General features: G+C 72.2%; 21 protein-coding genes. 10 read left to right on the top strand and 11 right to left on the bottom strand.

Annotated features, from left to right (window positions below):
- Positions 1–334: 334 nt before the first annotated feature.
- Entirely contained in the window at positions 335–1,438 is a 1,104-nt protein-coding gene (locus DEJ09_RS00980) for a LacI family DNA-binding transcriptional regulator (protein WP_111087358.1), read from the bottom strand.
- A 43-nt stretch (positions 1,439–1,481) separates the two neighbouring features.
- A complete protein-coding gene (locus DEJ09_RS00985) occupies positions 1,482–2,492 on the bottom strand; it encodes a LacI family DNA-binding transcriptional regulator (RefSeq protein WP_071405040.1) in 1,011 nt (336 codons plus the stop codon).
- A 365-nt stretch (positions 2,493–2,857) separates the two neighbouring features.
- Here DEJ09_RS00985 and DEJ09_RS00990 point away from each other — a divergent pair, with 365 nt between their 5' ends.
- The 4 genes from DEJ09_RS00990 to DEJ09_RS01005 all read left to right on the top strand — a co-directional run bounded on the left by DEJ09_RS00990 (position 2,858) and on the right by DEJ09_RS01005 (position 6,748).
- Positions 2,858–4,213 (top strand): MFS transporter, encoded by a 1,356-nt coding sequence (locus DEJ09_RS00990; RefSeq protein WP_220034902.1) that lies wholly within the window; start codon positions 2,858–2,860, stop codon positions 4,211–4,213.
- Positions 4,210–4,551 (top strand): L-rhamnose mutarotase, encoded by a 342-nt coding sequence (locus DEJ09_RS00995; RefSeq protein WP_111087359.1) that lies wholly within the window; start codon positions 4,210–4,212, stop codon positions 4,549–4,551. Before DEJ09_RS00990 ends, DEJ09_RS00995 begins: the two co-directional genes overlap by 4 nt.
- A gap of 25 nt (positions 4,552–4,576) precedes the next feature.
- The gene (locus DEJ09_RS01000; protein ID WP_111087360.1) at positions 4,577–5,509 is read left to right on the top strand and encodes a metallophosphoesterase; all 933 of its coding nucleotides are present in this window, start codon (positions 4,577–4,579) and stop codon (positions 5,507–5,509) included.
- A 177-nt stretch (positions 5,510–5,686) separates the two neighbouring features.
- Positions 5,687–6,748, top strand: a complete 1,062-nt coding sequence (locus DEJ09_RS01005; RefSeq protein ID WP_051596869.1) for an NADP-dependent oxidoreductase — start codon at positions 5,687–5,689, stop codon at positions 6,746–6,748.
- A 61-nt stretch (positions 6,749–6,809) separates the two neighbouring features.
- On the opposite strand, the gene DEJ09_RS01010 is transcribed toward DEJ09_RS01005, so the two are convergent.
- From DEJ09_RS01010 to DEJ09_RS01020, 3 genes are read right to left on the bottom strand one after another with little or no spacing between them, the layout of a single operon-like run.
- Complete coding sequence (locus DEJ09_RS01010; protein WP_027466217.1) at positions 6,810–7,670, bottom strand: ABC transporter permease; 861 nt, start codon at positions 7,668–7,670, stop codon at positions 6,810–6,812.
- On the bottom strand, positions 7,657–8,634 hold the full coding sequence (locus DEJ09_RS01015) for an ABC transporter ATP-binding protein (RefSeq protein WP_111087457.1): 978 nt from the start codon (positions 8,632–8,634) through the stop codon (positions 7,657–7,659). The genes DEJ09_RS01010 and DEJ09_RS01015 overlap by 14 nt, the downstream gene beginning before the upstream one ends.
- 38 nt (positions 8,635–8,672) lie before the next feature.
- Entirely contained in the window at positions 8,673–9,749 is a 1,077-nt protein-coding gene (locus DEJ09_RS01020; RefSeq protein WP_146245647.1) for an outer membrane lipoprotein carrier protein LolA, read from the bottom strand.
- 125 nt (positions 9,750–9,874) lie between these two features.
- Between DEJ09_RS01020 and DEJ09_RS01025 the strand changes: the two genes are divergently transcribed.
- A complete protein-coding gene (locus tag DEJ09_RS01025; RefSeq protein WP_111087362.1) occupies positions 9,875–11,356 on the top strand; it encodes an FGGY-family carbohydrate kinase in 1,482 nt (493 codons plus the stop codon).
- Positions 11,357–11,453: 97 nt separating this feature from the next.
- Here DEJ09_RS01025 and DEJ09_RS01030 read toward each other — a convergent pair whose 3' ends face one another.
- The 4 genes from DEJ09_RS01030 to DEJ09_RS01045 all read right to left on the bottom strand — a co-directional run bounded on the left by DEJ09_RS01030 (position 11,454) and on the right by DEJ09_RS01045 (position 16,252).
- The gene (locus DEJ09_RS01030; protein ID WP_111087363.1) at positions 11,454–11,936 is read right to left on the bottom strand and encodes a ribose-5-phosphate isomerase; all 483 of its coding nucleotides are present in this window, start codon (positions 11,934–11,936) and stop codon (positions 11,454–11,456) included.
- Positions 11,933–13,672: a dihydroxyacetone kinase family protein gene (locus tag DEJ09_RS01035; protein WP_111087364.1), complete on the bottom strand. Its 1,740-nt coding sequence runs from the start codon at positions 13,670–13,672 to the stop codon at positions 11,933–11,935. The genes DEJ09_RS01030 and DEJ09_RS01035 overlap by 4 nt, the downstream gene beginning before the upstream one ends.
- A 73-nt stretch (positions 13,673–13,745) precedes the next feature.
- Positions 13,746–15,062 carry an MFS transporter gene (locus DEJ09_RS01040; RefSeq protein ID WP_209082617.1) on the bottom strand — a complete coding sequence of 439 codons (1,317 nt, stop codon included), beginning with the start codon at positions 15,060–15,062 and terminating at the stop codon, positions 13,746–13,748.
- A 29-nt stretch (positions 15,063–15,091) separates the two neighbouring features.
- Positions 15,092–16,252, bottom strand: a complete 1,161-nt coding sequence (locus DEJ09_RS01045; protein ID WP_111087365.1) for a zinc-binding dehydrogenase — start codon at positions 16,250–16,252, stop codon at positions 15,092–15,094.
- Between the two features lie 107 nt (positions 16,253–16,359).
- Here DEJ09_RS01045 and DEJ09_RS01050 point away from each other — a divergent pair, with 107 nt between their 5' ends.
- Together DEJ09_RS01050 and DEJ09_RS01055 are read left to right on the top strand one after the other, a co-directional pair.
- A complete protein-coding gene (locus DEJ09_RS01050; protein WP_111087366.1) occupies positions 16,360–17,217 on the top strand; it encodes a GolD/DthD family dehydrogenase in 858 nt (285 codons plus the stop codon).
- Positions 17,218–17,270: 53 nt separating this feature from the next.
- Complete coding sequence (locus tag DEJ09_RS01055; RefSeq protein WP_111087367.1) at positions 17,271–18,248, top strand: sugar-binding transcriptional regulator; 978 nt, start codon at positions 17,271–17,273, stop codon at positions 18,246–18,248.
- 266 nt (positions 18,249–18,514) lie between these two features.
- Here DEJ09_RS01055 and DEJ09_RS01060 read toward each other — a convergent pair whose 3' ends face one another.
- Positions 18,515–19,039, bottom strand: coding sequence for a DinB family protein (locus DEJ09_RS01060; protein ID WP_111087368.1), 525 nt, complete (start codon positions 19,037–19,039; stop codon positions 18,515–18,517).
- A gap of 191 nt (positions 19,040–19,230) precedes the next feature.
- On the opposite strand from DEJ09_RS01060, the gene DEJ09_RS01065 reads away from it, so the two are divergent.
- The gene (locus tag DEJ09_RS01065; RefSeq protein ID WP_111087369.1) at positions 19,231–20,778 is read left to right on the top strand and encodes an MFS transporter; all 1,548 of its coding nucleotides are present in this window, start codon (positions 19,231–19,233) and stop codon (positions 20,776–20,778) included.
- Positions 20,779–21,009: 231 nt separating this feature from the next.
- Here DEJ09_RS01065 and DEJ09_RS01070 read toward each other — a convergent pair whose 3' ends face one another.
- Complete coding sequence (locus tag DEJ09_RS01070; RefSeq protein ID WP_111087370.1) at positions 21,010–22,038, bottom strand: GTP-binding protein; 1,029 nt, start codon at positions 22,036–22,038, stop codon at positions 21,010–21,012.
- A gap of 45 nt (positions 22,039–22,083) precedes the next feature.
- Here DEJ09_RS01070 and ykgO point away from each other — a divergent pair, with 45 nt between their 5' ends.
- Together ykgO and DEJ09_RS01080 are read left to right on the top strand one after the other, a co-directional pair.
- A complete protein-coding gene (gene ykgO, locus DEJ09_RS01075; RefSeq protein WP_017888460.1) occupies positions 22,084–22,206 on the top strand; it encodes a type B 50S ribosomal protein L36 in 123 nt (40 codons plus the stop codon).
- 28 nt (positions 22,207–22,234) lie between these two features.
- Positions 22,235–22,891, top strand: coding sequence for a histidine phosphatase family protein (locus tag DEJ09_RS01080; protein WP_042538188.1), 657 nt, complete (start codon positions 22,235–22,237; stop codon positions 22,889–22,891).
- Positions 22,892–22,897: the final 6 nt, after the last annotated feature.

Consider the following 22,897-nt stretch of genomic DNA (forward strand, 5'->3'; position numbering starts at 1 on the left):
CGCGGGCTCGCACGGAGTGCGCAACCTCGCACCGAGCCGACGCGCGGTTCTGCACCGTGCGGTGGTCGCGCCGCCCGCCGGCCGGGAGGCCCGTACCGGCCCCGCCCCGCGCCTCCCGTCCGGTGTCCGGTCGCGTCCGCGGGCCCGCGTCGCCTCGTGCGCGCCGGCCCGGCCCGCAGCCTGCTGCCTGCTGCCTGCTGCCCGCAGCCCGCGGCCCACTGTCCGCGAAAGCGACAGTGTGCCGCCGAACGTTCGCGCCGATCTGTCGCTCTGGCGGACCGGACGCAGCGACGACCCGCAGAAGTGTCGCTTTCCCGGGTTGGTCCGCCGCCGGTCAGGCCTCGGTACGCCTCGGGTCGCTCGGTGTCGTGCCCGCGACGGCTGCGGCGGCGGCTGCTGCGGCCGCGCCCTCCCGACCGAGCGTGCTTTCGCGCGGCACCAGCTCGCTGCTGAGCACGACGGTCCGGTGCACGTGCATCGGGTCGGTGAGTTCCTCGAGCAGCAGTTCCACCGCCGCCACACCCATCTCCGAGCCGTGCATCGTCACCGAGGTGAGCGGCACCGCACCACCCCACGCCACGGAGTTGTGGTCGCAGCCGGACACGGGGATGTCCTCGGGGACGCGGATCCCGGCGGCTCGGAGCTCGGAGACGACCGCCATCGCGAGCAGGTCGGTCACACCCAGCACCCCGTCGGGGCGTTCGTCCTCGGGCATCCGTGCGATGCGGAGCCCGGCGTCGGTGCCTCCGGGCGGGTCGATGTCCCCGGCGTCGACGTCGACGAGCACGACCCCCGGGTGCGCCGCGACGGCCCGCAGTACCCCCGCCCGTCGGCGGTCGACGGGCTGCAGGTCCGGCCGGGCGCTCACGAACCCGATGCGTCGGCAGCCGCGGTCGATCAGGTGCTCGGTCGCCAGGAACCCGGCCTGCTCGTTGTCCACGACCACCGCACACGCGTCGAGCTCGGTCGGCTCGTAGTTGACGTACACGACGGGTCGGCCGTGGCGCCGCGCGGCCTCGACCTGGTCACGCGACTCCGTCATCGAGGCGAGCAGGATCCCCGACACCCGGGCGCTCTCGAGGTAGGCGAGGTGTTCGCCCTGCGCCTGCAGGTCGTCCTCGCTGCTGGCGATCAGCAGGGTGAAGCCGCGTTCCCGCGCGGCCAGCTGCGCGCCGTTGACCATGTCGCTGAACAGGGAGTTCCGCAGCGACATCACGACCAGACCGATCGCTCGTGTGCTGCCGGACACCAGGGCGCGGGCGTTCCGGTTCGGCGTGTACCCGAGCGCGTCGATCGCGTCCCGCACGCGTGCGGCGGTAGCGTCGGCGACCCGCTCGGGGTGGTTCAGGACGTTCGAGACCGTGGCGAGCGAGACCCCGGCCCGGGCTGCGACGTGGTGCACGCTCGGCGGACCGTCGCGCCGGGGGACATGCACCATGCTCCGATCGTAGGCGGCGGGGGAGCCGTGTCCGGACCGGGCCCTAGGCGTCGGCGACGGAGGACTGCCGCACCACGAGCTCCGGTGTGAACTCCACGTGCTCGAGGTCGATGTCCTGCCCCTGCTCGACCTGCTTCGTCAGGAGCTCGATCGCACGACGACCGAGGTCCTGCGCCGGCTGCCGCACCGACGTCAGCGGGACCACGGCGGACTCGGCGAACGCGATGTCGTCGTACCCGACGATGGCGATCTGCTCGGGGACGGCGATGGTGCCGCGCATGATGAAGGCCTGTTCGAGCCCGACGGCGAGCAGGTCGTTGGCGGCGAAGACGGCGTCCGGGCGATCGGCGGCCGGGCGGGCCTGGATCGCTTCGCCGATGCGGCGCCCTTCGAGCACGGACAGCGAGGTGGTCGGCAGGGCTTCGAGCCGGATGCCCGCGGCCTGGGCGGCGGCGAGTGCCCCGGCGTGCCGGTCGGCGACCTGGCGGATGCCGAACGGCCCGCCGACGAAGGCGATGTGGGTGCGGCCGATCGCCGCGAGGTGCTCGACCGCGATGCGGCCACCCGCGACGTCGTCGACGGAGACCGAGGCGAAGTGCTCGTCATCGGCGCGACGGTCCACCAGCACCACGGCGGTGCCCTGGTCGCGCAGCCGCGCGAGGCGGGACAGGTCGTCGCCGGCGGGGGAGATCAGGAGTCCGGCGACACGGCGTTCCTCGAACAGGTCGACGTAGGTGCGTTCGCGGTCGGTCGACTCGTCGGAGTTGCCGATCAACACCGCGAGGCCGTTGTCCATCGCGGCGTCCTCGGCGCCCCGGGCGACGTCGGTGAAGAACGGGTTGCCGCCGTCGAGCACGATGAGCCCGACGGTGGAGCTGCGCCCGGCCCGGAGCTGCCGTGCGGAGTCGTTGCGGACGAACCCGAGCGTCGCGATCGCCGACTGCACGCGTTCCACCGTGCCGGGAGCGACCTTGTCGGGGCGGTTCAGCACGTTCGACACCGTGCCGAGGGACACGCCCGCGAGCGCTGCCACCTCTCGCACACTGACCGCCATGTGGCCATCCTGGCATCGGCGCGGCCCGTGCGGTCGGCCCGCGCCGTGATCTGTGGAAAACGCGGACGGGAGGCGCGGGGCGGGCCGGTGCCGGGCCTCCCGTCCGTGGGGTGTCGCCTCGACTGCCCGCGCACGGTGCGACGTACGCGGCTGGTGCGAGCCGTGCGGCTGGTGCGAGGTTCCGCACTCGGTGCGGGGTGGAAAGGCTCGCACGGAGTGCGCAACCGCGCACGGGGCGAACGCCCCCTCGCACGGTGCGAGGCGCAGCCCGACGAACCCGCTCTTGCCAGCGCGCACACCGGAGCGCTATCGTCCTCGTCGTCCCGTTGAAACGATTCACCGACGAACACGCGAACGGAGGACCAATGGCGGTCCGCATCGGAGCCCGGAACACCACGGGCTGGAAGGCCACCGTCTCGGTGGCCATGTCGAACTACATCGAGTCGGGGTCGATCATCGCGATCGCCACGAGCCTCAGCCTCTGGCAGGCCGAGTTCCGGATCGGCGACCTCGAGGTCGGCCTGCTCGCGAGCCTGTCCGCGAACGCCTTCGGTGCCGCCCTCGGCGCGATCGTCGGCGGACCGCTGTGCGATCGGTACGGCCGGAAGTTCATCTACACGTACGACCTGCTCCTCTACATGCTCGGCATCCTGCTCGCGGTGTTCGCCGGCAGTTACGGCATGCTCCTGGTCGGCTTCATCCTCACCGGCATCGCCGTCGGTGCGGGTGTGCCGGCGAGCTGGACCTACATCGCCGAGCAGGCCCCCGCGGACAAGCGCGCGGCCCACGTCGGCACGGCACAGCTCGCGTGGTCGATCGGGCCGATGGTCGGGTTCGCCCTGGCGATCGCCGCGGCCCCGCTCGGCCTGCTCGGGAGCCGCCTCATCTTCGCCCACCTGTTCGTCGTCGCCGCGATCGTGTGGTGGCTCCGCCGCGGGCTGCCCGAGTCGGCGATCTGGAAGGACGAGCGCGCGGCCACCGGCACGGCGAACTTCTTCCACGGGATCACGCAGCTGTTCAGCCGCCGGAAGAACCTGACCGCGATGCTGTTCCTGTTCGGCGTCTACGCGCTCTGGAACACCGTCGCGGGGCAGGCCGGCATCTTCCAGCCCCGGGTGTACGCGGCGACCGGGGTCACGAGCGTCACCGAGCAGTACGGACTGCAGATCCTGGTCTGGGGCTGCACCGTGGCCGCGACGTACTTCGGCTTCATGCGGTACGCCGACCGGGTCAGCCGCCGCGCGCTCTACGCCGCCGGGGCCGTGCTGGCGATCATCGCGTGGGCCGTCCTCATCTACGCGCCCGCCAACCTCGGCACCCTGCTGTTCTTCGCCGTGGCGTGGGGCATCTCGTCGGGCATCGGCGCACAGGCGTTCTACGGCCTGTGGACGAGCGAGCTCTTCGCCACCCGGTACCGCGCCAGCGCCCAGGGCGTGCTGTTCCTGGCCGCCCGCGTCATGGTCGGCCTGTTGAGCATCTGGTTCCCGCTGCTGCTGTCGGACATCGGGCTGCGGGCCCTCGGCGGCCTGATCCTGGGCCTCCTCGCGTTGTCGTTCCTGGTCGGCACGATCTGGGCACCGCGGACGCAGGGCAAGACCCTCGAGGCGATCGAGGCCGAGCGCTACGGCACCGTCACCACGGTCACCGGGACGGTCCGCACCGCCGACGAGCGCAGCGTCCACGACGCCGAGCAGCGTCGCCGCGAACAGGCCGGCCGGTGACCCGCGTCTGCTTCCGGCTGCAGGTGCAGGTCGAGCTGCTCGACGCCTACCGCGAGCGGCACGCCGCCGTGTGGCCGGCGATGCTCCGGGCGATCGCGGCGGCGGGGCGGCGGAACTACTCGCTGTTCCTCGACGACGACGGACTGCTCATCGGGTACTACGAGACGGACTCGGTGGCCGATGCGGACGCCGCGCTCGCCGCGTCCGAGGTGGCCGCGGCGTGGGAGGCGCACATGCAGAACCTCTTCGCCGGGGCCACCGGGCGCGCCGACCAGACGGCGCGGGTGCTGCCCGAGGTGTTCAACCTCGAGGACCAGCTCGCGGCCGCGCCGGACTGACGGGGGCCGTGGCTACCGTGGACGCATGCAGCCGCCAGCAGCCGGGACCCTCCGCATCCTCCACCTCTCCGACACCCACCTGACCGGCGACGGGTCCCTGCACCAGGGCGCGGTCGACACCACGGCCGCGCTCGAACGGCTGCTCGCCCACGTCGACGCGGTGCCCGGCATCGGGCTGGTGGTGGTCTCGGGCGACGTCTCCGAGGACGGCAGCCCGGAGTCCTACGAGACCGTGCGGGACCGCGTCGGCGTCTGGGCGGAGCGGCACGGCGCGGCCGTCGTCGTGGTGCCCGGCAACCACGACCTGCGCGAGGGCTTCCGGCAGGTCCTGGCGAACGGACACGTCCTGGGCCAGGGTGGCACCGCGCTGCTGCACACGATGGAGTACCTGCCGCCGACGGTGCCCGTCTCCGGGCAGTCGGTCGTCGCCGGGCGCCGGATCGTGACCGTCGACACGAGCGTCCCGGGTGCCGGGTACGGCGAGCTCAGCGACACGGCGCTCGAGCACCTGCGCACGGCCCTCGCCGAAGACGCCCACAGCGGCCCGGACGACGCCCCGCACGGCACCGTCGTCGTCCTGCACCACCCGCCACTGCCCGCCCCGACCGAGCTGCACGAGGCCCTCCGCCTGCAGAACCCCGAGGCGCTCGCCGACGTCATCCGCGGTTCCGACGTGCGGGTCGTCCTCGCCGGTCACTACCACCACCACTTCGCCGGGTCGCTCGCCGGCGTCCCGGTCCTCGTCGCCCCCGGTGTCGCGAACGACACCGACGTCGTCGGCCCGTACGACGAGGAATCCGCCGTCGTCGACAGCGGCGCACTCGTCGTCGACGTCGCCGCGGACGGCTCCGTCTGGTCGACACCGGTCCGCGTGCCACGGGGCGACGCCGACCCGCGGGCGTTCCGCCTCGACCCCGAGACGGTCCGCGCCGTCATCGCGGCCGCCGGCAAGCACTGAGCCTGGTCCCCACGCGCGGTGGACGCGCGTGACGTCTGACGGGAGGCCCGTGGCGGCGCCGCCACGGGCCTCCAGTCCGTCGTCTGGTCACGTCCACAGCCGCGGTACCCCACGTCTTCGGGTTGCGTGCGGGAACACCGAGTAGCACGGACGCACACCTGGAGCGAAGGAGCACCCATGCGAGTCGGCAGTGCAGTGCAGTACGACCGGTACGGCGACTTCGACGTCGTCGAGCTCGTCCCCCAGCAGAAGCCCGAGGCCGGACCGGGCGAGATCGTCGTCGAGATCGTGGCCGCGGGCCTGAACCACATCGAGCGGTTCCTGCGCGAGGGGAAGCTCCGCGACCACGTCGACCTCGAGTTCCCCGCCCACCAGGGCGTCGACTTCGCCGGCATCGTGCGCGCGCGGGGCGACGGCGTGAAGGATCTCCGCATCGGCGACGAGGTGATGGGGCACGCGCCGACCGGCGGCGCCCACGCCACCTGGATCGCGGTGCCGCGCGGCGCCGTCATCAAGAAGCCGGAGCACGTCGGGTGGGAGGTCGCCGGCGGCCTGTACCTGGCGGGCTGCACCGCGGTGTCGGTCGTCCGGTCGCTCCGGCTCGGACCGCAGGACACCGTCGTGATCTCGGCCGCAGCCGGTGGCGTCGGACACATCGAGTGCCAGCTGGCGCACGACGCCGGCGCGACCGTGATCGCCCTCGGCAGCCCGCGCAACCACGACTACCTGCGGCAGATCGGCACGTTGCCCGTCGCCTACGGCGAAGGTGAGGAAGACCGCATCCGCGACATCGCCGACGGCCGGCCGATCACCGCGTTCATCGACAACCACGGCGAGAGCAACGCCGAGCTGCTGGCCGAACGCCTCGGCGTCGGCCAGGAGCGCTTCGTGTCGTCCGAGGAACGCCGGGACATCGAGGTCCGGTTCCTCCGTGCACCCGCCGAGGACGAGGAGACGCGCGAGCTGCTCACCCTGCTGGCGAAGGCCGTGCAGGACCGTCGCGTGCAGGTGCTGATCTCGGGCTTCTACCCGTTCGAGTACATCGTCGAGGCGTACGAGGACCTGGCCGAGATGAAGTCCCGCGGCAAGGTCGTGATCGGGATGCAGACGGTGGAGACCGGGGCACGGCTCGACTGGTACCGCTCCGAGAAGGCCCGTGACCTGCGCGACCGGTACGCCGATGCGCGGGGGACCGACACGGAGACGATGGCCGGCGGATCGGCGTCGCCCGCGAGCTGAGCGAGCGGAGCGAGCTGCCCGTCGCAGGGGCCCGACACCGTCGTGTCGGGCCCCTGCCGCGTCAGCTCAGGATGTCCTTCGAGGCGAACCGGCTGTACGCCAGCGCCCCGAACACCACGACGTACCCGAGCTGCAGCACCGCGTTCGACCCGAACGAGTCGAACGAGATCGGGTCGCGCAGCAGGTCGCCGAACCCGAGCCACTGGTGCGAGAACAGGAACGGGTGCAGCCAGTCGAGCTGGGGGAGCTGGTCGAGCACCTGCGACGCCCCGGCGAGCACGACCGTCGCGGCCATCGCGCCGACCGGCACGTTCGTCAGCGTCGACGTGAACATGCCGATCGCCACGAGCCCGAGCATCGACATCGCGACGTACAGCGCGAGCAGCAGGGCGCGGCCGGCGTACGACCAGCCGCCCACCTGGGTGCCGGAGAGCAGCGTGACGGGGCCGATCGGGAACAGCACGGCGCCGATCGCCGCGCCGACCAGGACGACAAGGAGTGTGGCGGCCAGGCAGAACGCGACGGCACCGGCGAACTTCACCAGGATGAACCGCACGCGGCCCGTCGGTGCGACGAGCAGGTAGCGGATCGTGCCGTGGCTGGCCTCGCCTGCGACGGTGTCCCCGGCGACCACGCCGACGGTCAGCGGCAGGAACAGCGGGATCGACACGGTCAGTGCGGTGAACGCGACGAACAGGCCGTTGTTGGTGATGTCGCCGAGGAACGCCGGCCCGCCGTCGTCGCCGTCGGTGGTGAGCTTCACGGCGACCGCGATCAGGATCGGCACGAGCGCGAGCGCCCCGAGCATCGCCCAGGTGCGGCGACGCCGGAACACCAGCGCGAGTTCGGAACCGAGCAATGCGAACGGGCGCTGCCGGCGGCGGACGGGCAGGTCGCGCACGGCCGCGTCAGGCTGCGACATCGAATCCCTCTCCGGTGAGTGCGACGAACAGGTCCTCGAGGGTGCCGCCGCCCACCGTCAGGCCGCGCACCCGGACGTCGGCGCGCACGAGTTCCGCGGTGATCGTCTCGGGCAGCAGCGCGTTCGGCAGGTCGGCCACCAGCACGTCGGCCCCGCCGTCGTGCCGCGGGGTGAGCCCGAGTCGGGTGAGGACGGAACCGGCCTGCCCGACGTCGGGCGTCCGCACGGTCACGGTGCGGGCCCCGGCTGCGCGCAGCTCGTCGAGGGGGCCCTGCGCGACGATCTTGCCCGTCCGCATGACGGCCGCGTGCGTGCAGACCTGTTCGATCTCGGCCAGCAGGTGGCTGGACACGAACACCGTGGTGCCGTCGTCGGCCAGGGAGCGGATGAGGTTGCGGACCTCGCGGGTGCCCTGCGGGTCGAGGCCGTTCGTCGGCTCGTCGAGCACCAGCAGGTCGCGCGGGGACAGCAGGGCGTTCGCGAGACCGAGTCGCTGCTTCATGCCGAGGGAGTACGCGTGCGCCTTCTTGTCGGCCGCGTGGGTCAGCCCGACGCGGTCGAGGGCACCGGCCACGCGGGCCTTGCGGGTGCGCGGGTCCGACGTGGGGTCGGCGGCGTCGAAGCGCTGCAGGTTCGCCCGGCCGGACAGGTACGGGTAGAAGGCCGGCCCCTCGACGAGTGCACCGACGCGGGGCAGGACGTCGTGCAGCGCCTTCGGCATCGGTTCGCCGAGCAGCTCGATGGTGCCGCCGCTCGCGCTCGAGAGCCCGAGCAGCATCCGGATCGTGGTGGTCTTGCCGGAACCGTTCGGCCCGAGGAACCCGAACACCGCGCCGCGCGGCACCGCCAGGTCGATCCCGTCGACCGCACGCTGCTTGCGGAACACCTTCTGGAGGCCCGTGGTGCGGATCGCCAGGTCGGGTGCCGGCCCGGCCGTGCTCGCCTGATGGTCGGCTGAGTTCACCTCGTGGTCGGCTGTGCTCACCTCGTGGTCGACCGCGCTCACTTCGCGGCGTCGACCAGGGAGGCGACCGGCACGGCACCCGCGAGCACGCGGCCGTCGTCGGTCAGGTAGACCGAGACGAGCGACGTCTGCACGGCACGGCCGCCGTCGACGGGCTTCGTCAGCTGGTCGAGCAGGCCGGAGGCGTCGCCCTCGAGCCCGGACCGGTCGACCGTGCCGGCGGGGAGCTCGGCGATGGTGCTCCACCCCGTGCCGGTGAAGGTCGGCTCGTCACCGCTCGGGGTGCCACGGTGGTCGCCGTGCTCGCCCTTCGCGTGGGATCCGGCCTCGGACAGGTCCTTCTCGGTGACCTTGGCGTTCGACGGCGGGGTGAAGTCGAAGAGCCGGGCCGCCGGGGCGCCGTAGTCGAGGCTCGTGAACCCGACCTGCACCGCGGGGTCGTCCGCGCCGGCGGCCTGGACGCTCGCGCGGAGCGGGAGTCCGGTCTGCTGGTCGACGGCCAGCCGGACGGCTCCGACGAGGGTGTCGGACGACTTCGGCGTCAGGGTGATCTGCCAGGCGTCGTGTCCGGCGACGCTGACCTCGGTCGGCTTCGACACGGTGGTGGTCGGGGTGATCGCGTCGATGGCCTGCTCCGCGATGTCCGCCGGGGTGGTCGTGCCGCCCCGCGGGTCCTCCGCGGTGTCGCTCGGCAGCGTCACGTGCGTGGCCGTGCGCTCCTTCGAGTCCCAGGTCCAGACGTCCGAGCCGTTGCGGACGACGTCCTGCTCGGCGAGCTGCTGCGTCAGCTGGACGCGCTGCTTGTCGGGGCCGTCGACGTAGACACGGGCGGTGTGCGACGCGGTGAGCAGCCCGAGCACGTCGGAGGCGTCGCCCTCGAGCGAGGAGCCGCCGGACCCGGTGGGCAGTTCGGGGAGCCCGAGTGCGCTCGTCTGCGAGAGCTTGCCCGAGTACTGGGCGTCCGACGACTTCGCGATGCTGGCGATGACGTCCGACGCGCTGGGGTTCGTCCCCGCGATCGGGTCGTTCGCGGCGTTCGCGATCATCGGGGCGGCAACGGCGCCGGCGACGACGACCGGTGCGATGACGGCTGGCAGCCAGGCTGACTTCTTCATCGGGTTCCCCTCGTGGAGCATTGGAGTCGTCGGTACCGTACGTCCGGCCCCCGACAGGCAGCTGGGCGTCGCTCGTAGACTCGTGGCGCGACCGGCGGCGGTCGTGTGGCGGCGAAGGAGGCGGCATGCGAGCGGTGCTCGGTCTGGACATCGGGACGTCGAGCACGAAGGCGTTGCTGGCCCGGTTCGACGGCACCGTGCTCGCCGAGGTGAGCCGTCGCCACGAGGTCGACCGCCCCGAGCAGGGCCTCGTCGAGATGGACTCCGGCGTCTGGTGGGAGGAGTTCACCACCCTCACCCGCTCCCTGCTCGACCGCGTGCCCGACGTCGAGGTGCAGGCGGTCGGCGTGAGCGGCATCGGACCGTGCGCGCTGCTGACCGACGTCGACGGTGCGCCGCTCGGTCCGGCGATCCTGTACGGCATCGACACCCGAACGGCGGAGTTGCTCGACGACGTCACGGCCGAGCTCGGCGGCGAGGGCGCGATCCGGGCCCGCTGCGGGTCCGCCCTGAGCACCCAGGCCGCCGGCGTGAAGCTCGCCTGGCTCGCCCGGCACGAACCCGACGTCTGGGCGCGGGCCGCCCGGTTCACGATGCCGTCGTCCCGCGTGGTCGAGCGGCTGACGGGCGAGTACGTCCTCGACCACCACTCTGCCAGTCAGACGACACCCCTCTACGACGTGCACGCGAACCGGTGGATCCCGGAGTGGTGCGACCGGCTGGCACCCGGTCTCGCCATGCCGCGCCTGCTGTGGTCGGGCGACCAGGCGGGCGTCGTGACGCCCGAGGCGGCCGCGGCCACGGGCCTCCCGGCCGGCATCCCCGTGACGGCCGGGACCATCGACGCCTGGGCGGAGGGCGTGAGCGTCGGCGAGTCCGTGCCGGGCCGGATGTTCCTGCAGTACGGCACCACGATGTTCATGATCGTGCCGACGGCCGAACCCACGGCGGTGCCGGGGATGTGGACGACCGTCGGCACGCACCCGGGCCAGCCGAGCGTGTCCGGGGGGATGGCGACCTCCGGGGCGATCACGGACTGGCTGCGACGGCTGGTCGACGGCGAGTGGTCGACCATGCTCGAGGAAGCGCGGTGCTCCGGCATCGGGGCGAACGGGCTGCTGATGCTGCCGTACTTCGCGGGGGAGCGGACGCCGATCGCCGACCCCGACGCCCGCGGAGTGCTCGCGGGGCTGACGGTCCGGCACACGCGCGGGGACATCTACCGGGCGACGCTCGAGGCGACGGCGTACGCGGTACGGCACCACCTCGAGGCGCTGCGCGACGCCGGGGTCGAGGTCCGCGAACTCGTCGGGGCCGGCGGCGGGCTGCTCGGACGGCTGTGGCCCACGATCGTGTCGGACGTCACCGGGCTGCGGCAGACGGTGCCGAGCGTGACGATCGGTGCGTGCTTCGGCTCGGCGTACCTGGCTGCCGAGCTCGTCGCGGGGCCGGGCGACACCGTGGACATCGGTGCGTGGAACCCGCCGGCGACGGTGATCGAACCGGACCCTGCGGCGACCGCGGCGTACGAGGCCGGCTACCGGGACTACCGCGAGCTGTACGAGGCGACGAAGGCCGTCGTGCACCGCCTGGCCGCGCGCGGGTGAGCGGCGCGGGATGGCTCGCAAGACACCGGTGTTCGCGTGCCGAACACCCGAACGGGCGTGTTCAGCGTGCGAACACCGGTGTCGTGCGGGACCCTGCCTACGCCTGGGCGTCGACCCCGGTGGGCGCGCTGCCGTCGTACTCGCAGATGGCGTTGACCTTCTCGGCGCTGGCACTGGAACGGTCGAACTCGTAGCCGAGCCACTCCTTCGCCAGACGGCGGGCGAGCTCGATGCCGACGACGCGCTGCCCCATGCAGAGCACCTGGGCGTCGTTCGACAGGATCGACCGTTCCACGCTGTACGAGTCGTGCGCGGTGACGGCACGGATGCCCGGCACCTTGTTGGCGCTGATCGCCACACCGAGGCCGGTGCCGCAGATCAGGATCGCCCGGTCGGCCTCGCCGTTCGCCACCAGGCGCGCAGCGTCCACGGCGACGTGCGGGTAGGCGGTGTGGCCGTCCGCGTCGACGCCGACGTCGGTGACGTCCGACACCCGGTCGTCGGCGAGCAGGTCGGCCTTGATGATCTCCTTGTAGTCGAACCCGGCGTCGTCGGACCCGATCACGAGACGGTACGTCATGCGTGTGTTCCTTCCTTGTCAGCACGGGCGGCGAGGACCTCGCCGATCCGCGTGAGGATCATCCCCATCGAGGTGGCACCCGCGTCGGGTGTCCCCAGGCTCTTCTCGGCCAGCGGCCTGGCCCGTCCGACCTTCGGCGTGAGGTCGGCGGTGGCCTCGGCCTGCTCGACCGCGACCCGCGCCGCGGTCTCCCACGCTGCCACGAGCGGTGCGCCGGTGTCGACGGCCCGGCGCAGTTCGTCCACGAACGGCAGCAGCGCGTCGAGCAGCGTCTTGTCCCCGCGGGACGCCCCGCCCAGGTGGACGATCGAGTCGGCGAAGGCCTGCGCCGCGTCGACGACGTCGGCGGCCTGGTACGACTCGCGGTCGTCGCCGAGGGAGCGGCCGAACGCCTCGAGTGCGGCGCCCCACAGGACACCGGAGGTGCCGCCCGCGAACGCGGCCCACGCGTCACCCGCGCGTCCGAGGACGAAGGCGACCCCGGCCTCCGGGCCGAGCCCGTCGACCGCCTTGCGCGCCGCACCGATCCCCTTGACCATGCCGCGGCCGTGGTCGCCGTCCCCGGCGACCGCGTCGATGCGGCCGAGCGTCTCCTCGTGCTCGCGCAGGAGCGCGTCCATCGCCTCGACGGCGGCTCGCGCCGTCTGCGCGGCCTGCCGGGAGGCATCGGTCGCCTCCGGCACGACCGTCGCCTCGTCCTCGGCGGCGTCCACCGCGTCGGCCGGCACGAGCGCCGCGACCGGCGCCGCCACCTTGCGGTACGCGGGCGTGTAGGCGTCGGCGCGCCAGAGGCGTTCGAGTTCGTCGTCGAGCCACTGCAGCGTCAGCGAGCAGCCGCCCATGTCGAGGCTCGTGACGAGTTCGCCGACCTCGGGTTCGACGACCTGGAGCCCGGCTTCCTGCAGCAGCGGCAGCACCCGGCCCCAGAGCAGGAAGAGCTCCTCGTACTTGGTGTCACCGAGCCCGTTGAGGATCGGGGCGACCCGGGAGCCGGCGGCTGCGGGGCGGTCGGTGACCAGCCGTTCGGCGAGCAGGGACGCCAGGTCCGTCGCACGGAGCAGCGGGACGTCCTGGATGCCCGGTTCGCCGTGGATGCCGAGCCCCAGGCCGAGGTGGCCGTCGGGGACGGTGAACAGCGGTTCGGTCGCGCCCGGCATGGTGCAGCCCGAGAACGCGACGCCGATGGTGCGGGTCGCGGCGTTCGACGCACGGCCGATCCGTTCGACCTCGTCGAGGTCGGCTCCCTCGGCAGCGGCGGCGCCCATCGCCTTGAAGACGGAGAAGTCACCGGCGATGCCGCGGCGCTTCGTCTCGTCGTCGGCACTGGCGACGTCGTCGGTGACCACGACGATGCGGGTGTCGATGCCCTCGGCACGCAGCCGCTCGGCCGCGAGCCCGAAGTTCATGGTGTCACCGGCGTAGTTGCCGAACGACAGCACGACACCGCGGCCCTGGTCGGCGGCCTTGGCGACCGAGTAGACCTGCGCGGTCGACGGCGAGGTGAAGACGTTGCCGACGACGGCGCCGGTGGCGAAGCCCGGGCCGACGACGCCGCAGAACGCGGGGTAGTGGCCGGAGCCGCCCCCGACGACGACGGCGACCTGCGGTGCGGCCCCCTCGGTGGGCAGGGTGACGACGCCGCCGTGGACGCCGCGGACCCGGTCGGCGTAGAGCGCGAGCCAGCCGCTCAGCTGGTCTTCGGCGAACTCGTCCGGGTCGTCGTGGATCGTGGTCATGGTGCGGGTCCTCCGGGGATGGTGGTGGGATGGTGCACCGGGCGACGACGGGACGGCCGTCGTCGCCCGGAACTCAGTGTCCTCGGTCGCCCTGCGGGACCTTGAGGAAGTGGATCATCACGAACGCGCAGGCGTACAGGCCGACGAACGTCCACGTGGCGGCCTGGCCGCCGCCGCCCAGGGCGAAGACCGCGGCGACGACGCCGGTGCCGAGGAACGCGGCGCCCCCGGCGGCCGTGGTGTACATCGCCATCGCGGCGCCCTTGTGCTCGGGGGCGAGCGCCGGCATGATCGCGCCCATCGGCACGAACCCGGCGAGCAGACAGCCGAACACGCACCCGGCGACGACGGAGAGCACGTAGCCCCAGTCCGAACCGGCGGGGACGAGCTGCGGCACGTACCACCAGGCGATGAGCCCGAGGGCGGAGCCGACGATGCCGAACCACTTGACGGTGCGCTGCCAGCCGATCTTGTCGCCCACCCAGCCGAACAGGGCGTTGACCAGGATGTTCGTCGCGTAGACGCAGACGGTCATGAGCAGCCAGCGGCTCTGGCCCCAGCCGCGCTCGTTCGCGATGACCGCGGGGAGCACGACGAACATGCCGAACTCCGGCGCGGTGTTGATCAGGCGGACGAGGAAGCCCATCAGGATCTTCGGTCGCGTGACCGTCAGGCGGATGCCGCTCGTCAGCACCTGCCAGGCGCTCTCGCCGGCGGGGGCGATGCGCGTGAACCCGTTCGGCAGCCGGACGCCGAACAGCATGATGAGGAACCCGATCACGACCAGGCCGATCGAGGCGACCATCGCACCGGTCTCACCGACCGTGCCGCCGCCGAACACCGGGATGGCACCGATCGCGAACAGCGAGCCGAGGGTCGGCAGGCCGCCCGTGAAGGCGACGTAGAACCAGCCGACCGCCGAGCCGTTCCGTTCGACCGGGGTGGTGATGTTCACCCAGACCAGGAACGCGAAGGCGAACAGCGGGTAGCCGAACCCGCGCAACGCGTAGGTGACGGCGGCGAACGGGACACTGCCGGCGCCGAGTGCCAGCAGGAACAGGACCTCGAACACGACCCAGACGGCGAAGCCGAGGATCATCACGCGGCGCGGGCCGACCAGGTCGGACAGAGCCCCCGAGATGTAGCTGCCGATCAGTGCGGCCAGGCTGTAGAACGTGACGATCGTCGCCACGGTGGCCTCGGGGCTGCCGAGGACCGCCACCATGTGCGGCGTGATGAAGTTCGACTCGACGCCGTTCCCGGTCATGAAGACCAGGACGGCGACGAACCCGAGGGCGAGCGGACGGGGGATGCCCATCCGGTCCAGGCGTCCCTCGGTGCGGGGCGCGGTCGTGCGGGCGCCGGTGGCGCGGGCTGTCGTCGCTGACATGCTCGTTCTCTCCCTGCTGGCGGGGTCGGTCAGGCCTGAGCGGCCTGTGCGGCCGTGGTGGGGGCGGTCAGGGACGGGATGATCGACACCTTGACGCTGGCACCGGCGGAGTCGCCGACCAGGTCGAGGGCCTCCTGGAACTGCTCGAGCGGGAACTGGTGCGTGCAGATCTCCGACATCGGCAGGGTCTCGGCCTCGAGCAGCTTGATCGCCGCCGGCCAGGTGTGCGGGCCGAGGTGGGCGCCGCGCACGTCGAGCTCCTTGTCGTCCGAGATGATCGACCAGTCCACGGACACGTCGTCCTTGAACACCGAGTACTCGACGAAGGTCCCGAGCTTGCGGAGCAGGTTCAGTCCCTGCGGCACCGCGGACGGGTGCCCGGTGGCCTCGATGTAGACGTCGGCGCCGTAGCCGTCGGTGAGCTCCTTGACCCGGGCGACCGCGTCCTCCTGGGCGATGTTGATCGTGAGGTCGGCGCCGACCTTGCGGGCCAGCTCGAGCTTGGCCTCGACCACGTCGAGCGCGATGATCCGGAGCGGGTTCTTCTGCCGCGCACCGGCGATGGCGGAGAGGCCGATCGGGCCGGCACCGGCGATCACCACGGTGTCGCCGAACTTGATGTCCCCGCGCTCGACGGCGTGGAACGCGCAGGACAGCGGCTCCGAGAACGCGGCGACCTGGCCGGGCAGGGCCTTCGACACCGGGTGGGTCAGCGCCTTCGCCGGCACGAGCACGTACTCGGCCATCGCGCCGTCGTAGCCCTTGAAGCCGAACATGTCGTGCACGTTGCACATCCAGTACGCGCCCTCGAGGCAGTAGCGGCACTCCCAGCACGGCACGATCTGCTCGCAGGCGATCCGGTCGCCCAGGTCGACGCCGCGCTTGGCCAGGGCGGCGTCGTCACCGGCGACGATCGTGCCGACGAACTCGTGTCCGGGGATGCGGTCCCGCTCCGCCCAGGCCGCACGGTTCTCGTCGCCCCAGAACTTCGCGGCGCCGTGGTAGCACTTCAGGTCGCTCGCGCAGATGCCGACGGCGTCGGTGCGGAGCAGGAGTTCCCCGGGGCCGGGCGTCGGGACGGGACGCTCCTCGAGCCGGTAGTCACCGGGGCCGTAGACGACGACGGCGCGCATCGTCGTGGGGATCGTGGTGGGGGCGGCCGGGGCCGCGTTCTCGGTCGTCGTCGACATGAGCTGTTCCTCCGTTGGGTGGCTTCGGCGATGACTGTACACCTTCCAGAACGTTTGTCCAGAACACAATTTCTGATAGGTTCGGCACCGAACGCAAGGGAGCGAACATGACGACGGACTTCGCCGCGGCCCTCCGACCGGGCCCCGACACGATCGACCTGACCAACGACTTCAGCGGCCGCACGGCGGTGGTGACCGGCGGGGCGTCGGGCATCGGCAACGCCATCGCCCGGGCCCTGGCTGCACGGGGTGCCCGTGTCGCCGTCGTCGACGTCCGTGCTGACGGCGCCACGTCGGCCGCGGCCGACCTGCCCACGTCCGCGCTGCCCGTGACGGCCGGGCCGGACGCCGCCGCTGACGGGGCGGGCGCGGCCACGAGCCTCCACGCCGGGTTCGCCTGCGACGTGACCGATGCCGACTCCGTGACCCGCACCGTGGCGGACGTCGTCCGGCACTTCGGCGGCGTCGACGTGTTGGTGAACTGCGCCGGCATCGCCGCGCTCGCCCCGGCGGAAGACCTGGCAGCCGACACCTGGGCGGCGACCATCGACGTCAACCTGACCGGCACGTTCCGTGTGGCGCAGGCCGTCGGCCGGCACATGCTCGACGCCGGGTACGGGCGGATCGTGAACATCGCGTCGCAGGCGGCCCACGTCGGCATCGACGGGCACGCCGCCTACTGCGCCTCGAAGGCCGGCGTCATCGGCCTGACGACGGTGCTCGCACTCGAGTGGGGCGGACGCGGCGTCACCGTGAACACCGTGTCGCCGACGGTCGTCCTCACCGACCTCGGCCGTGCTGCCTGGGCGAACGAGAACGGCATCCGGCACCAGGACGAGATCCCCACCGGCCGCTTCGCGACACCCGACGAGATCGCCGCGGCCGTGCTGTTCCTGGCGGGGGAGTCGAGCGCCATGGTGAACGGTGCGGACCTCCGGGTGGACGGCGGGTTCACGATCCGCTGAGCCCTGCTCGGACTACGATCGCGGTGTCCGATCGAGTCGAAGGGTCCTGCTCCATGTCGTCCGAGAGCACCGCTGGGCCCGGCCCCGTCGCCGACGCGTCGCGGACCCGGTTCCCGCTGGACACCGTCTACCAGGCGGCGCGGATGTACTACCTCGAGGACGCCACCCAGGTCGAGATCGCCTCGCGCCTCGGGGTCTCGCGGCCGACCGTCTCGCGGCTCGTCGCCGAGGCCCGCAAGGCCGGACTCGTCCGCATCGAGGTCGTCGACCCGTTCCAGGACGAGACCGTGGCGCTCGCCGAACGGCTGCAGGTCGTGCTCGGGCTCCGCGCGGTCCACCTCGCCGCGGTCACCCACGCCGCCACGCTCGGCGCCGACCTGGCCGCACCACTGGCCGCCGCGGTCGAGGGCATGGGACTCGTCCCCGGCGACGCCGTCCTGATGTCGTCCGGCCGCACCGTGTACGACGTCGCACGGTCCGGCATGCCGACCATGCCCGGGGTGCAGCTCGTGCCGACGGTGGGCGGGCAGGCCGACCCGATGCCGTGGTTCCAGACGAACGAGATCACCCGGACGGCCGCGGAGCACTCCGGCGCGATCCCGGCGTTCCTGTTCGCCCAGGCGCTGCCGTCCCCGGCGATGCGGTCCACCCTCGACGAGGACCCGGCGTTCCAGCACGTCGTCGGGCTCTGGAGCCGGGCGAAGGGCGCGATCCTCGGCATCGGGGCACCGACCCACACGCGCGACGCCCTGGCCCGGGGCATCCCGGTCGAGGACGCCGCGTTCGACCGTGCCGCCGGCGACGTCTGCCTGAACTTCTACGCCGCGGACGGCTCACCGATCGAGTTCCCCGGCAGCGACCGGATGGTGCGGACCTCGCGCGAGATCCTGTCGACCGTGCCGCACGCGGTCGGGGTCGCCGTGGGCAGCGCCAAGGTCACGAGCATCGTCGCCGCGGTGCGGGGCGGGCTCGTCAACGAGCTGGTGACGGACGCCGCGACGGCGCGCGCCGTGCTCGACGCACTCGCCTGAGCGCTCCGGCTCGGCGCCCGATCCTTCCCATCACGCGTGCGATGGATGGTGCTTTCGGGCATACCTGGTCGTTTCTTCCCGGTATGTACGCCCGGATTCGGCAGGTACGCCCGGTTTCGGTAGGTACGCCCGAGTCCGGCAGGTACGCCCGGTTCCGGTCGGTACGCCCGGTTTCGGCAGGTACGCCCGGATCCGGGGGTGACCGCAGGCGGCCTGGAGGCGCGGGGCGGGGCAGCACCGCGCCTCCAGGCCGGTGGTCCCCACGTCTAGAGCGCGCGCCGCACGTCCCACAGGTGGTGCACCGGGTCGTGCGCGTAGTAGGTGGCGAGCGTCGCGACGGTGAAGGCGCTGCCGTCGGACCGGAGCCCGGTGCGCCCGAGCACCTCGTCGGGGACGGCGGCGAAGGCCCGGGCCGCGCGGTCCGCCGACTCCCGCAGCTCCCGAGCGACGACCGCGGGGTCCTGCTCGCCGTAACGGTCCTCGACGGCGGTGGCGTCCTGGTCCCAGTTCGGGAACGTCGGGGCGTCCTCGGTGAGCATCAGCTCGAGGCGCTCCGCCATCTTCCGGTGCACGTCCCGCACGTGGGCGCCGTACTCGAGCGGTGACCAGGTGTGGTCGTCGGGGCGATCACGGACGTCGTCGCGGTCGAGCACCGCTGGCCACCCGGCGGTGTTCTCGTCGATGATGCCCGGCACGTCGCGGACGGTCACCGCGCTGCCGTCGTAGCCGCACTCGGGACACGCGGACTCGATGACCCATGTCCAGTTCTTCGTCTCGGGTTCGATCGCCATGGGCCGATGTTACGGCCTCGTTACTCAGCTTCCGGGTTCGCCGGACTGGTGCGGATCGGCGGCGACCCCCGTTCGGGTGACACGCCGTTCCCTGAGAATCACCGGCCAATGACATTTCGGTTGCTCGGTAACGTCGCTCGCTGTTCTGGGCCGGTTCCCGACGGCCCACCGATCTTCTCGAGGAGCAAGGCATGGGTTCCGACCCCAGCAGTACCCACCCCCGACCACACCGACGGCTGCGCGAGAGCGACGTCACCGTGGTCGACAAGAGCATGATGCGACGAGCCGTCAGCGGCATGGTCGTCGGCAACACCATGGAGTGGTACGACGTCGGTGTGTACGGCTACCTGGCCGTCACGATGGGGAAGGTCTTCCTGCCGACGGCCGAACCCTCGGTGCAGATCCTGTTCAGCCTCGGGGTGTTCGCGGCGACCTACATCGCACGGCCCCTGGGTGGCATCGTGTTCGGACGCCTCGGCGACAAGATCGGCCGGCAGAAGGTGCTCGCGACGACGCTGATCATGATGGCGGCGTCGACGTTCCTGATCGGGGCGCTCCCCGCGTACGCGACGATCGGCGTGTTCGGCCCGATCCTGCTCGTCGTGCTGAAGCTCGCGCAGGGCTTCTCCACCGGTGGTGAGTACGCCGGGGCGACGACGTTCGTCACCGAGTACGCCCCGGACCGCCGTCGCGGGTTCTTCGCGAGCATCCTGGACTTCGGCAGCTACCTGGGCTTCGCGCTCGGTGCCACGGTCGTGTCGGTGCTGCAGCTCACCCTCGGCGACGAGGCGATGACCGCCTACGGCTGGCGGTTCCCGTTCCTGGCCGCCGGTGTGATCGGCGTCGTGGCGATCTACTTCCGTCTGCGGATCGAGGAGTCGCCGGTGTTCCAGGCGACCCAGGCCGCGCAGGAGGCCGCGACCGAGTCCCGTGCGTCCTTCGACGGTGAGCGACCGGCCAACGTCGTCGCGATGGTCCGTCAGCACTGGCGTCCGATCGTCATCGCGATCATGCTCGTCGCCGCGTCGAACACCGTGGGCTATGCCCTGACCTCGTACATGCCGACGTACCTGACCGACTCGCTCGGGTACTCCGCCATCGACGGCACGCTGCTGACGATCCCGGTGCTCCTGCTGCTCGCGGTGATGCTCCCGCTGACCGGCAAGCTCTCCGACCGCCTCGGCCGCCGAGTCGTGATGTGGATCGGCGCGGCCACCACGGTCGTGCTCGTCGTGCCGGCCTTCATGCTGATCGGGCACGGGGCGCAGTGGTCGACGCTCGCCGGCCTCGGGCTGCTCGCGCTGATGACCGCGCTCTGGGTGTCGAACCAGGCTGCGTCGCTGCCGGCGCTGTTCCCGACCTCGACGCGGTACGGCGGCATGGGGTTCGCCTACAACATCGCGATCGCGGTGTTCGGTGGGACCACGCCCCTGATCGTGCAGGCGCTGCTCACCGCGACGGGTGACGAGCTCGCGCCGGCGTACTTCCTGATGGCGATGAGCGTCGTCGGAGCGATCGGTGTCTTCTGCATGAAGGAGTCCTCGCAGCGCCCGCTGCCCGGGTCGATGCCGGCCGTGGAGACCGAGGACGAGGCGAAGGAGCTCGTGCTCACGCAGGACACGAACCCGCACCTGGACCTCGGTGACCTGCCGTTCGCGGCGCAGGACGCGGCGGCTGCTGCTGCGCGGGAGGCTGCCGCGCGGGAAGCTGCCGCGCGGGAGGCGTCGCCGGTGCGGTGACGCGCGGTTCTCGACGTGACCACGGACGGGAGGCGCGGTGCGGGTCCGACCCGCACCGCGCCTCCCGTCCGTGCGTGCGCACACTGCGACGATCCACGCGACGATCGACGCGCGTTCTGTCGCAACATGCGCGCGTAGCGGATGTGTGCGCATGAGGCGACGATGCACGCATCGATCGACTCGTGCTCTGTCGCAAGACGAGTGCGCAGCCGCCCGCGCCCGCGCCCCACCTCACTCGTGCCGGTGCCCCGACGCCGGGTCCACCGCGGGCCACACCGGGAACGGGTCCGGCCAGCCGCGCCACACGTCCGGCCCGGCGAGCAGCTCCGACGGCGTGAGCAGCGCCCCGTCGAGCGCCCGCTCGATCGCCCGGACGTCGAGCTGCTCGCCGACGAACCACAGCGCCTGCCCGATCGGGGCGTCGGCGTCCCACGACGGGTTCGCGGTGGGGTCGAGCGCGAGCATCGACCCGAAGCTCGACCACGAGCCGACGTGGTCCGGCCGGGACGCCAGGCGGAAGAACCCCCGCGACCGCAGCACGCGGCCGTTCACGCCGGCGGACAGGTCCTCGGCGATGACGGACGACAGTCGACCGGGGTGGAACGGCAGCGGCTCCCGGTAGCGCATCGAGACCAGGGCGTCGCGGGCCTCACGCCCGGTGTCCGCACCGCTCGACAGTGCCCGCATCCAGCCGGCACCGGCGGCGAGCACCCGCGCGGCTCCACCGTTCGAGGCCGGCAGGTCGGCGGCGCTCCGGATCGCGGGCAGGGCGACGATCACGGCCTGGGGTGCCATCCGGTGCAGCAGTGACACGAGTGCACGACGCCGACGGCCCGACAGCGGTTCGATGCGGTCGAGGGCGATCACCGTCGCGTACTCGACGAGTGCGGCCATCCGGTCAGCGGCCACGAACGCGTCGTCGACGTCCGACCACAGCAGGTGCGCGACGTCGTCGGCCCGCAACACCCCGACGACGTGCCGCAGCACCCGGTCGTCGCCGGTCTCGGACCGTGCCGCGTTGGCGAGCAGCATGCCGACCGCTCGGGCATCGGCCCCCGGGTGCAGGGTGACGACGAGCCCGTGGCCCGCGTCGGGTCCGCAGACCCGGTCGAGCTGGTCGGCCCGGTCGGCCACGGCGCGGGCAGTGGCGAAGGCACTCCCGGCGACGTGCATCCGGTGTCCGTCCGAGATCCGGGCGGCGACGCGGTCGGCGTCGACCTGGTGCAGGGCGGTGACGAGGGTGATGGCAGCAGCACGCATGTCCGCTACTGTAACTGAAAACCGTTATCAACAAGGAGGCTCGTCGTGAAGGTCCGCAACTCCCTCAAGGCCCTGAAGAAGATCCCCGGCTCGCAGGTGGTCCGACGCCGGGGTCGCGTCTACGTCATCAACAAGAAGAACCCCCGCTGGAACACCCGGCAGGGCTGACGTCAGCGGCGGTCCGTAGGGTGGCGGCATGCGACTGCTGCTCATCCGCCACGGCCAGACCCCCGCGAACGTGCACGGCATCCTCGATGCCGTGGTGCCCGGACCGGGGCTGACCGAGCTCGGGCAGCAGCAGGCCGACGCCCTGCCCGCAGCGCTCGCCGACCGCGGGATCGAGCGACTGTTCGTGTCGTCGATGGTCCGCACGCAGATCACCGCGGCGCCCCTGGCGACCTCGCTCGGCCTCGAGCCCGTGGTACTGCCGGGCCTGCGTGAGATCGAGGCGGGCGACACCCAGGGCAAGAGCGACAAGGTGTCCGTGCAGACCTACATCTCCACCGTGCACGGCTGGTCCGGCGGCGACCGGACGACCCGGATGCCCGGTGCCGAGAGTGGCGTCGAGTTCTTCGAGCGCTACGACGACGCCGTCCGGCAGATCGAGGCCACCGGGGTCGCCGTCGCCGCCGCCGTCAGCCACGGTGCCGCGATCCGCACGTGGGCGAGCGCAGCTGCGCAGAACACCCCGGACCACTTCGGCACGAAGCGTCACCTGGAGAACACCGGCATCGTCGAGCTCGAGGGGTCGTTCGCCGACGGCTGGCGCCTGGTCGACTGGGAAGGCGAGCCGGTCGGCGGCGACCAGCTCATCGACCGCACGGCGCTCGACCCCACCGGCGAGCGTTTCTGACGCGAC

The sequence above is a fragment of the Curtobacterium sp. MCLR17_055 genome (genome assembly GCF_003234305.1).
Taxonomy (GTDB): Bacteria; Actinomycetota; Actinomycetes; order Actinomycetales; family Microbacteriaceae; genus Curtobacterium; species Curtobacterium flaccumfaciens.

Coding starts and splice junctions, on each gene's coding strand:
- DEJ09_RS00985 (WP_071405040.1), bottom strand. CDS start 2,492: ATGGCGGTCAGTGTGCGAGAGGTGGCAGCGCTCGCGGGCGTGTCCCTC.
- DEJ09_RS01060 (WP_111087368.1), bottom strand. CDS start 19,039: ATGGCGATCGAACCCGAGACGAAGAACTGGACATGGGTCATCGAGTCC.
- DEJ09_RS00980 (WP_111087358.1), bottom strand. CDS start 1,438: ATGGTGCATGTCCCCCGGCGCGACGGTCCGCCGAGCGTGCACCACGTC.
- DEJ09_RS01035 (WP_111087364.1), bottom strand. CDS start 13,672: ATGACCACGATCCACGACGACCCGGACGAGTTCGCCGAAGACCAGCTG.
- DEJ09_RS01005 (WP_051596869.1), top strand. CDS start 5,687: ATGCGAGTCGGCAGTGCAGTGCAGTACGACCGGTACGGCGACTTCGAC.
- DEJ09_RS01030 (WP_111087363.1), bottom strand. CDS start 11,936: ATGACGTACCGTCTCGTGATCGGGTCCGACGACGCCGGGTTCGACTAC.
- DEJ09_RS01055 (WP_111087367.1), top strand. CDS start 17,271: ATGTCGTCCGAGAGCACCGCTGGGCCCGGCCCCGTCGCCGACGCGTCG.
- DEJ09_RS01070 (WP_111087370.1), bottom strand. CDS start 22,038: ATGCGTGCTGCTGCCATCACCCTCGTCACCGCCCTGCACCAGGTCGAC.
- DEJ09_RS01025 (WP_111087362.1), top strand. CDS start 9,875: ATGCGAGCGGTGCTCGGTCTGGACATCGGGACGTCGAGCACGAAGGCG.
- DEJ09_RS01020 (WP_146245647.1), bottom strand. CDS start 9,749: ATGAAGAAGTCAGCCTGGCTGCCAGCCGTCATCGCACCGGTCGTCGTC.
- DEJ09_RS01040 (WP_209082617.1), bottom strand. CDS start 15,062: ATGTCAGCGACGACAGCCCGCGCCACCGGCGCCCGCACGACCGCGCCC.
- DEJ09_RS01045 (WP_111087365.1), bottom strand. CDS start 16,252: ATGTCGACGACGACCGAGAACGCGGCCCCGGCCGCCCCCACCACGATC.
- DEJ09_RS01080 (WP_042538188.1), top strand. CDS start 22,235: ATGCGACTGCTGCTCATCCGCCACGGCCAGACCCCCGCGAACGTGCAC.
- DEJ09_RS00990 (WP_220034902.1), top strand. CDS start 2,858: ATGGCGGTCCGCATCGGAGCCCGGAACACCACGGGCTGGAAGGCCACC.
- DEJ09_RS01065 (WP_111087369.1), top strand. CDS start 19,231: ATGGGTTCCGACCCCAGCAGTACCCACCCCCGACCACACCGACGGCTG.
- DEJ09_RS01000 (WP_111087360.1), top strand. CDS start 4,577: ATGCAGCCGCCAGCAGCCGGGACCCTCCGCATCCTCCACCTCTCCGAC.
- DEJ09_RS01050 (WP_111087366.1), top strand. CDS start 16,360: ATGACGACGGACTTCGCCGCGGCCCTCCGACCGGGCCCCGACACGATC.
- DEJ09_RS01010 (WP_027466217.1), bottom strand. CDS start 7,670: ATGTCGCAGCCTGACGCGGCCGTGCGCGACCTGCCCGTCCGCCGCCGG.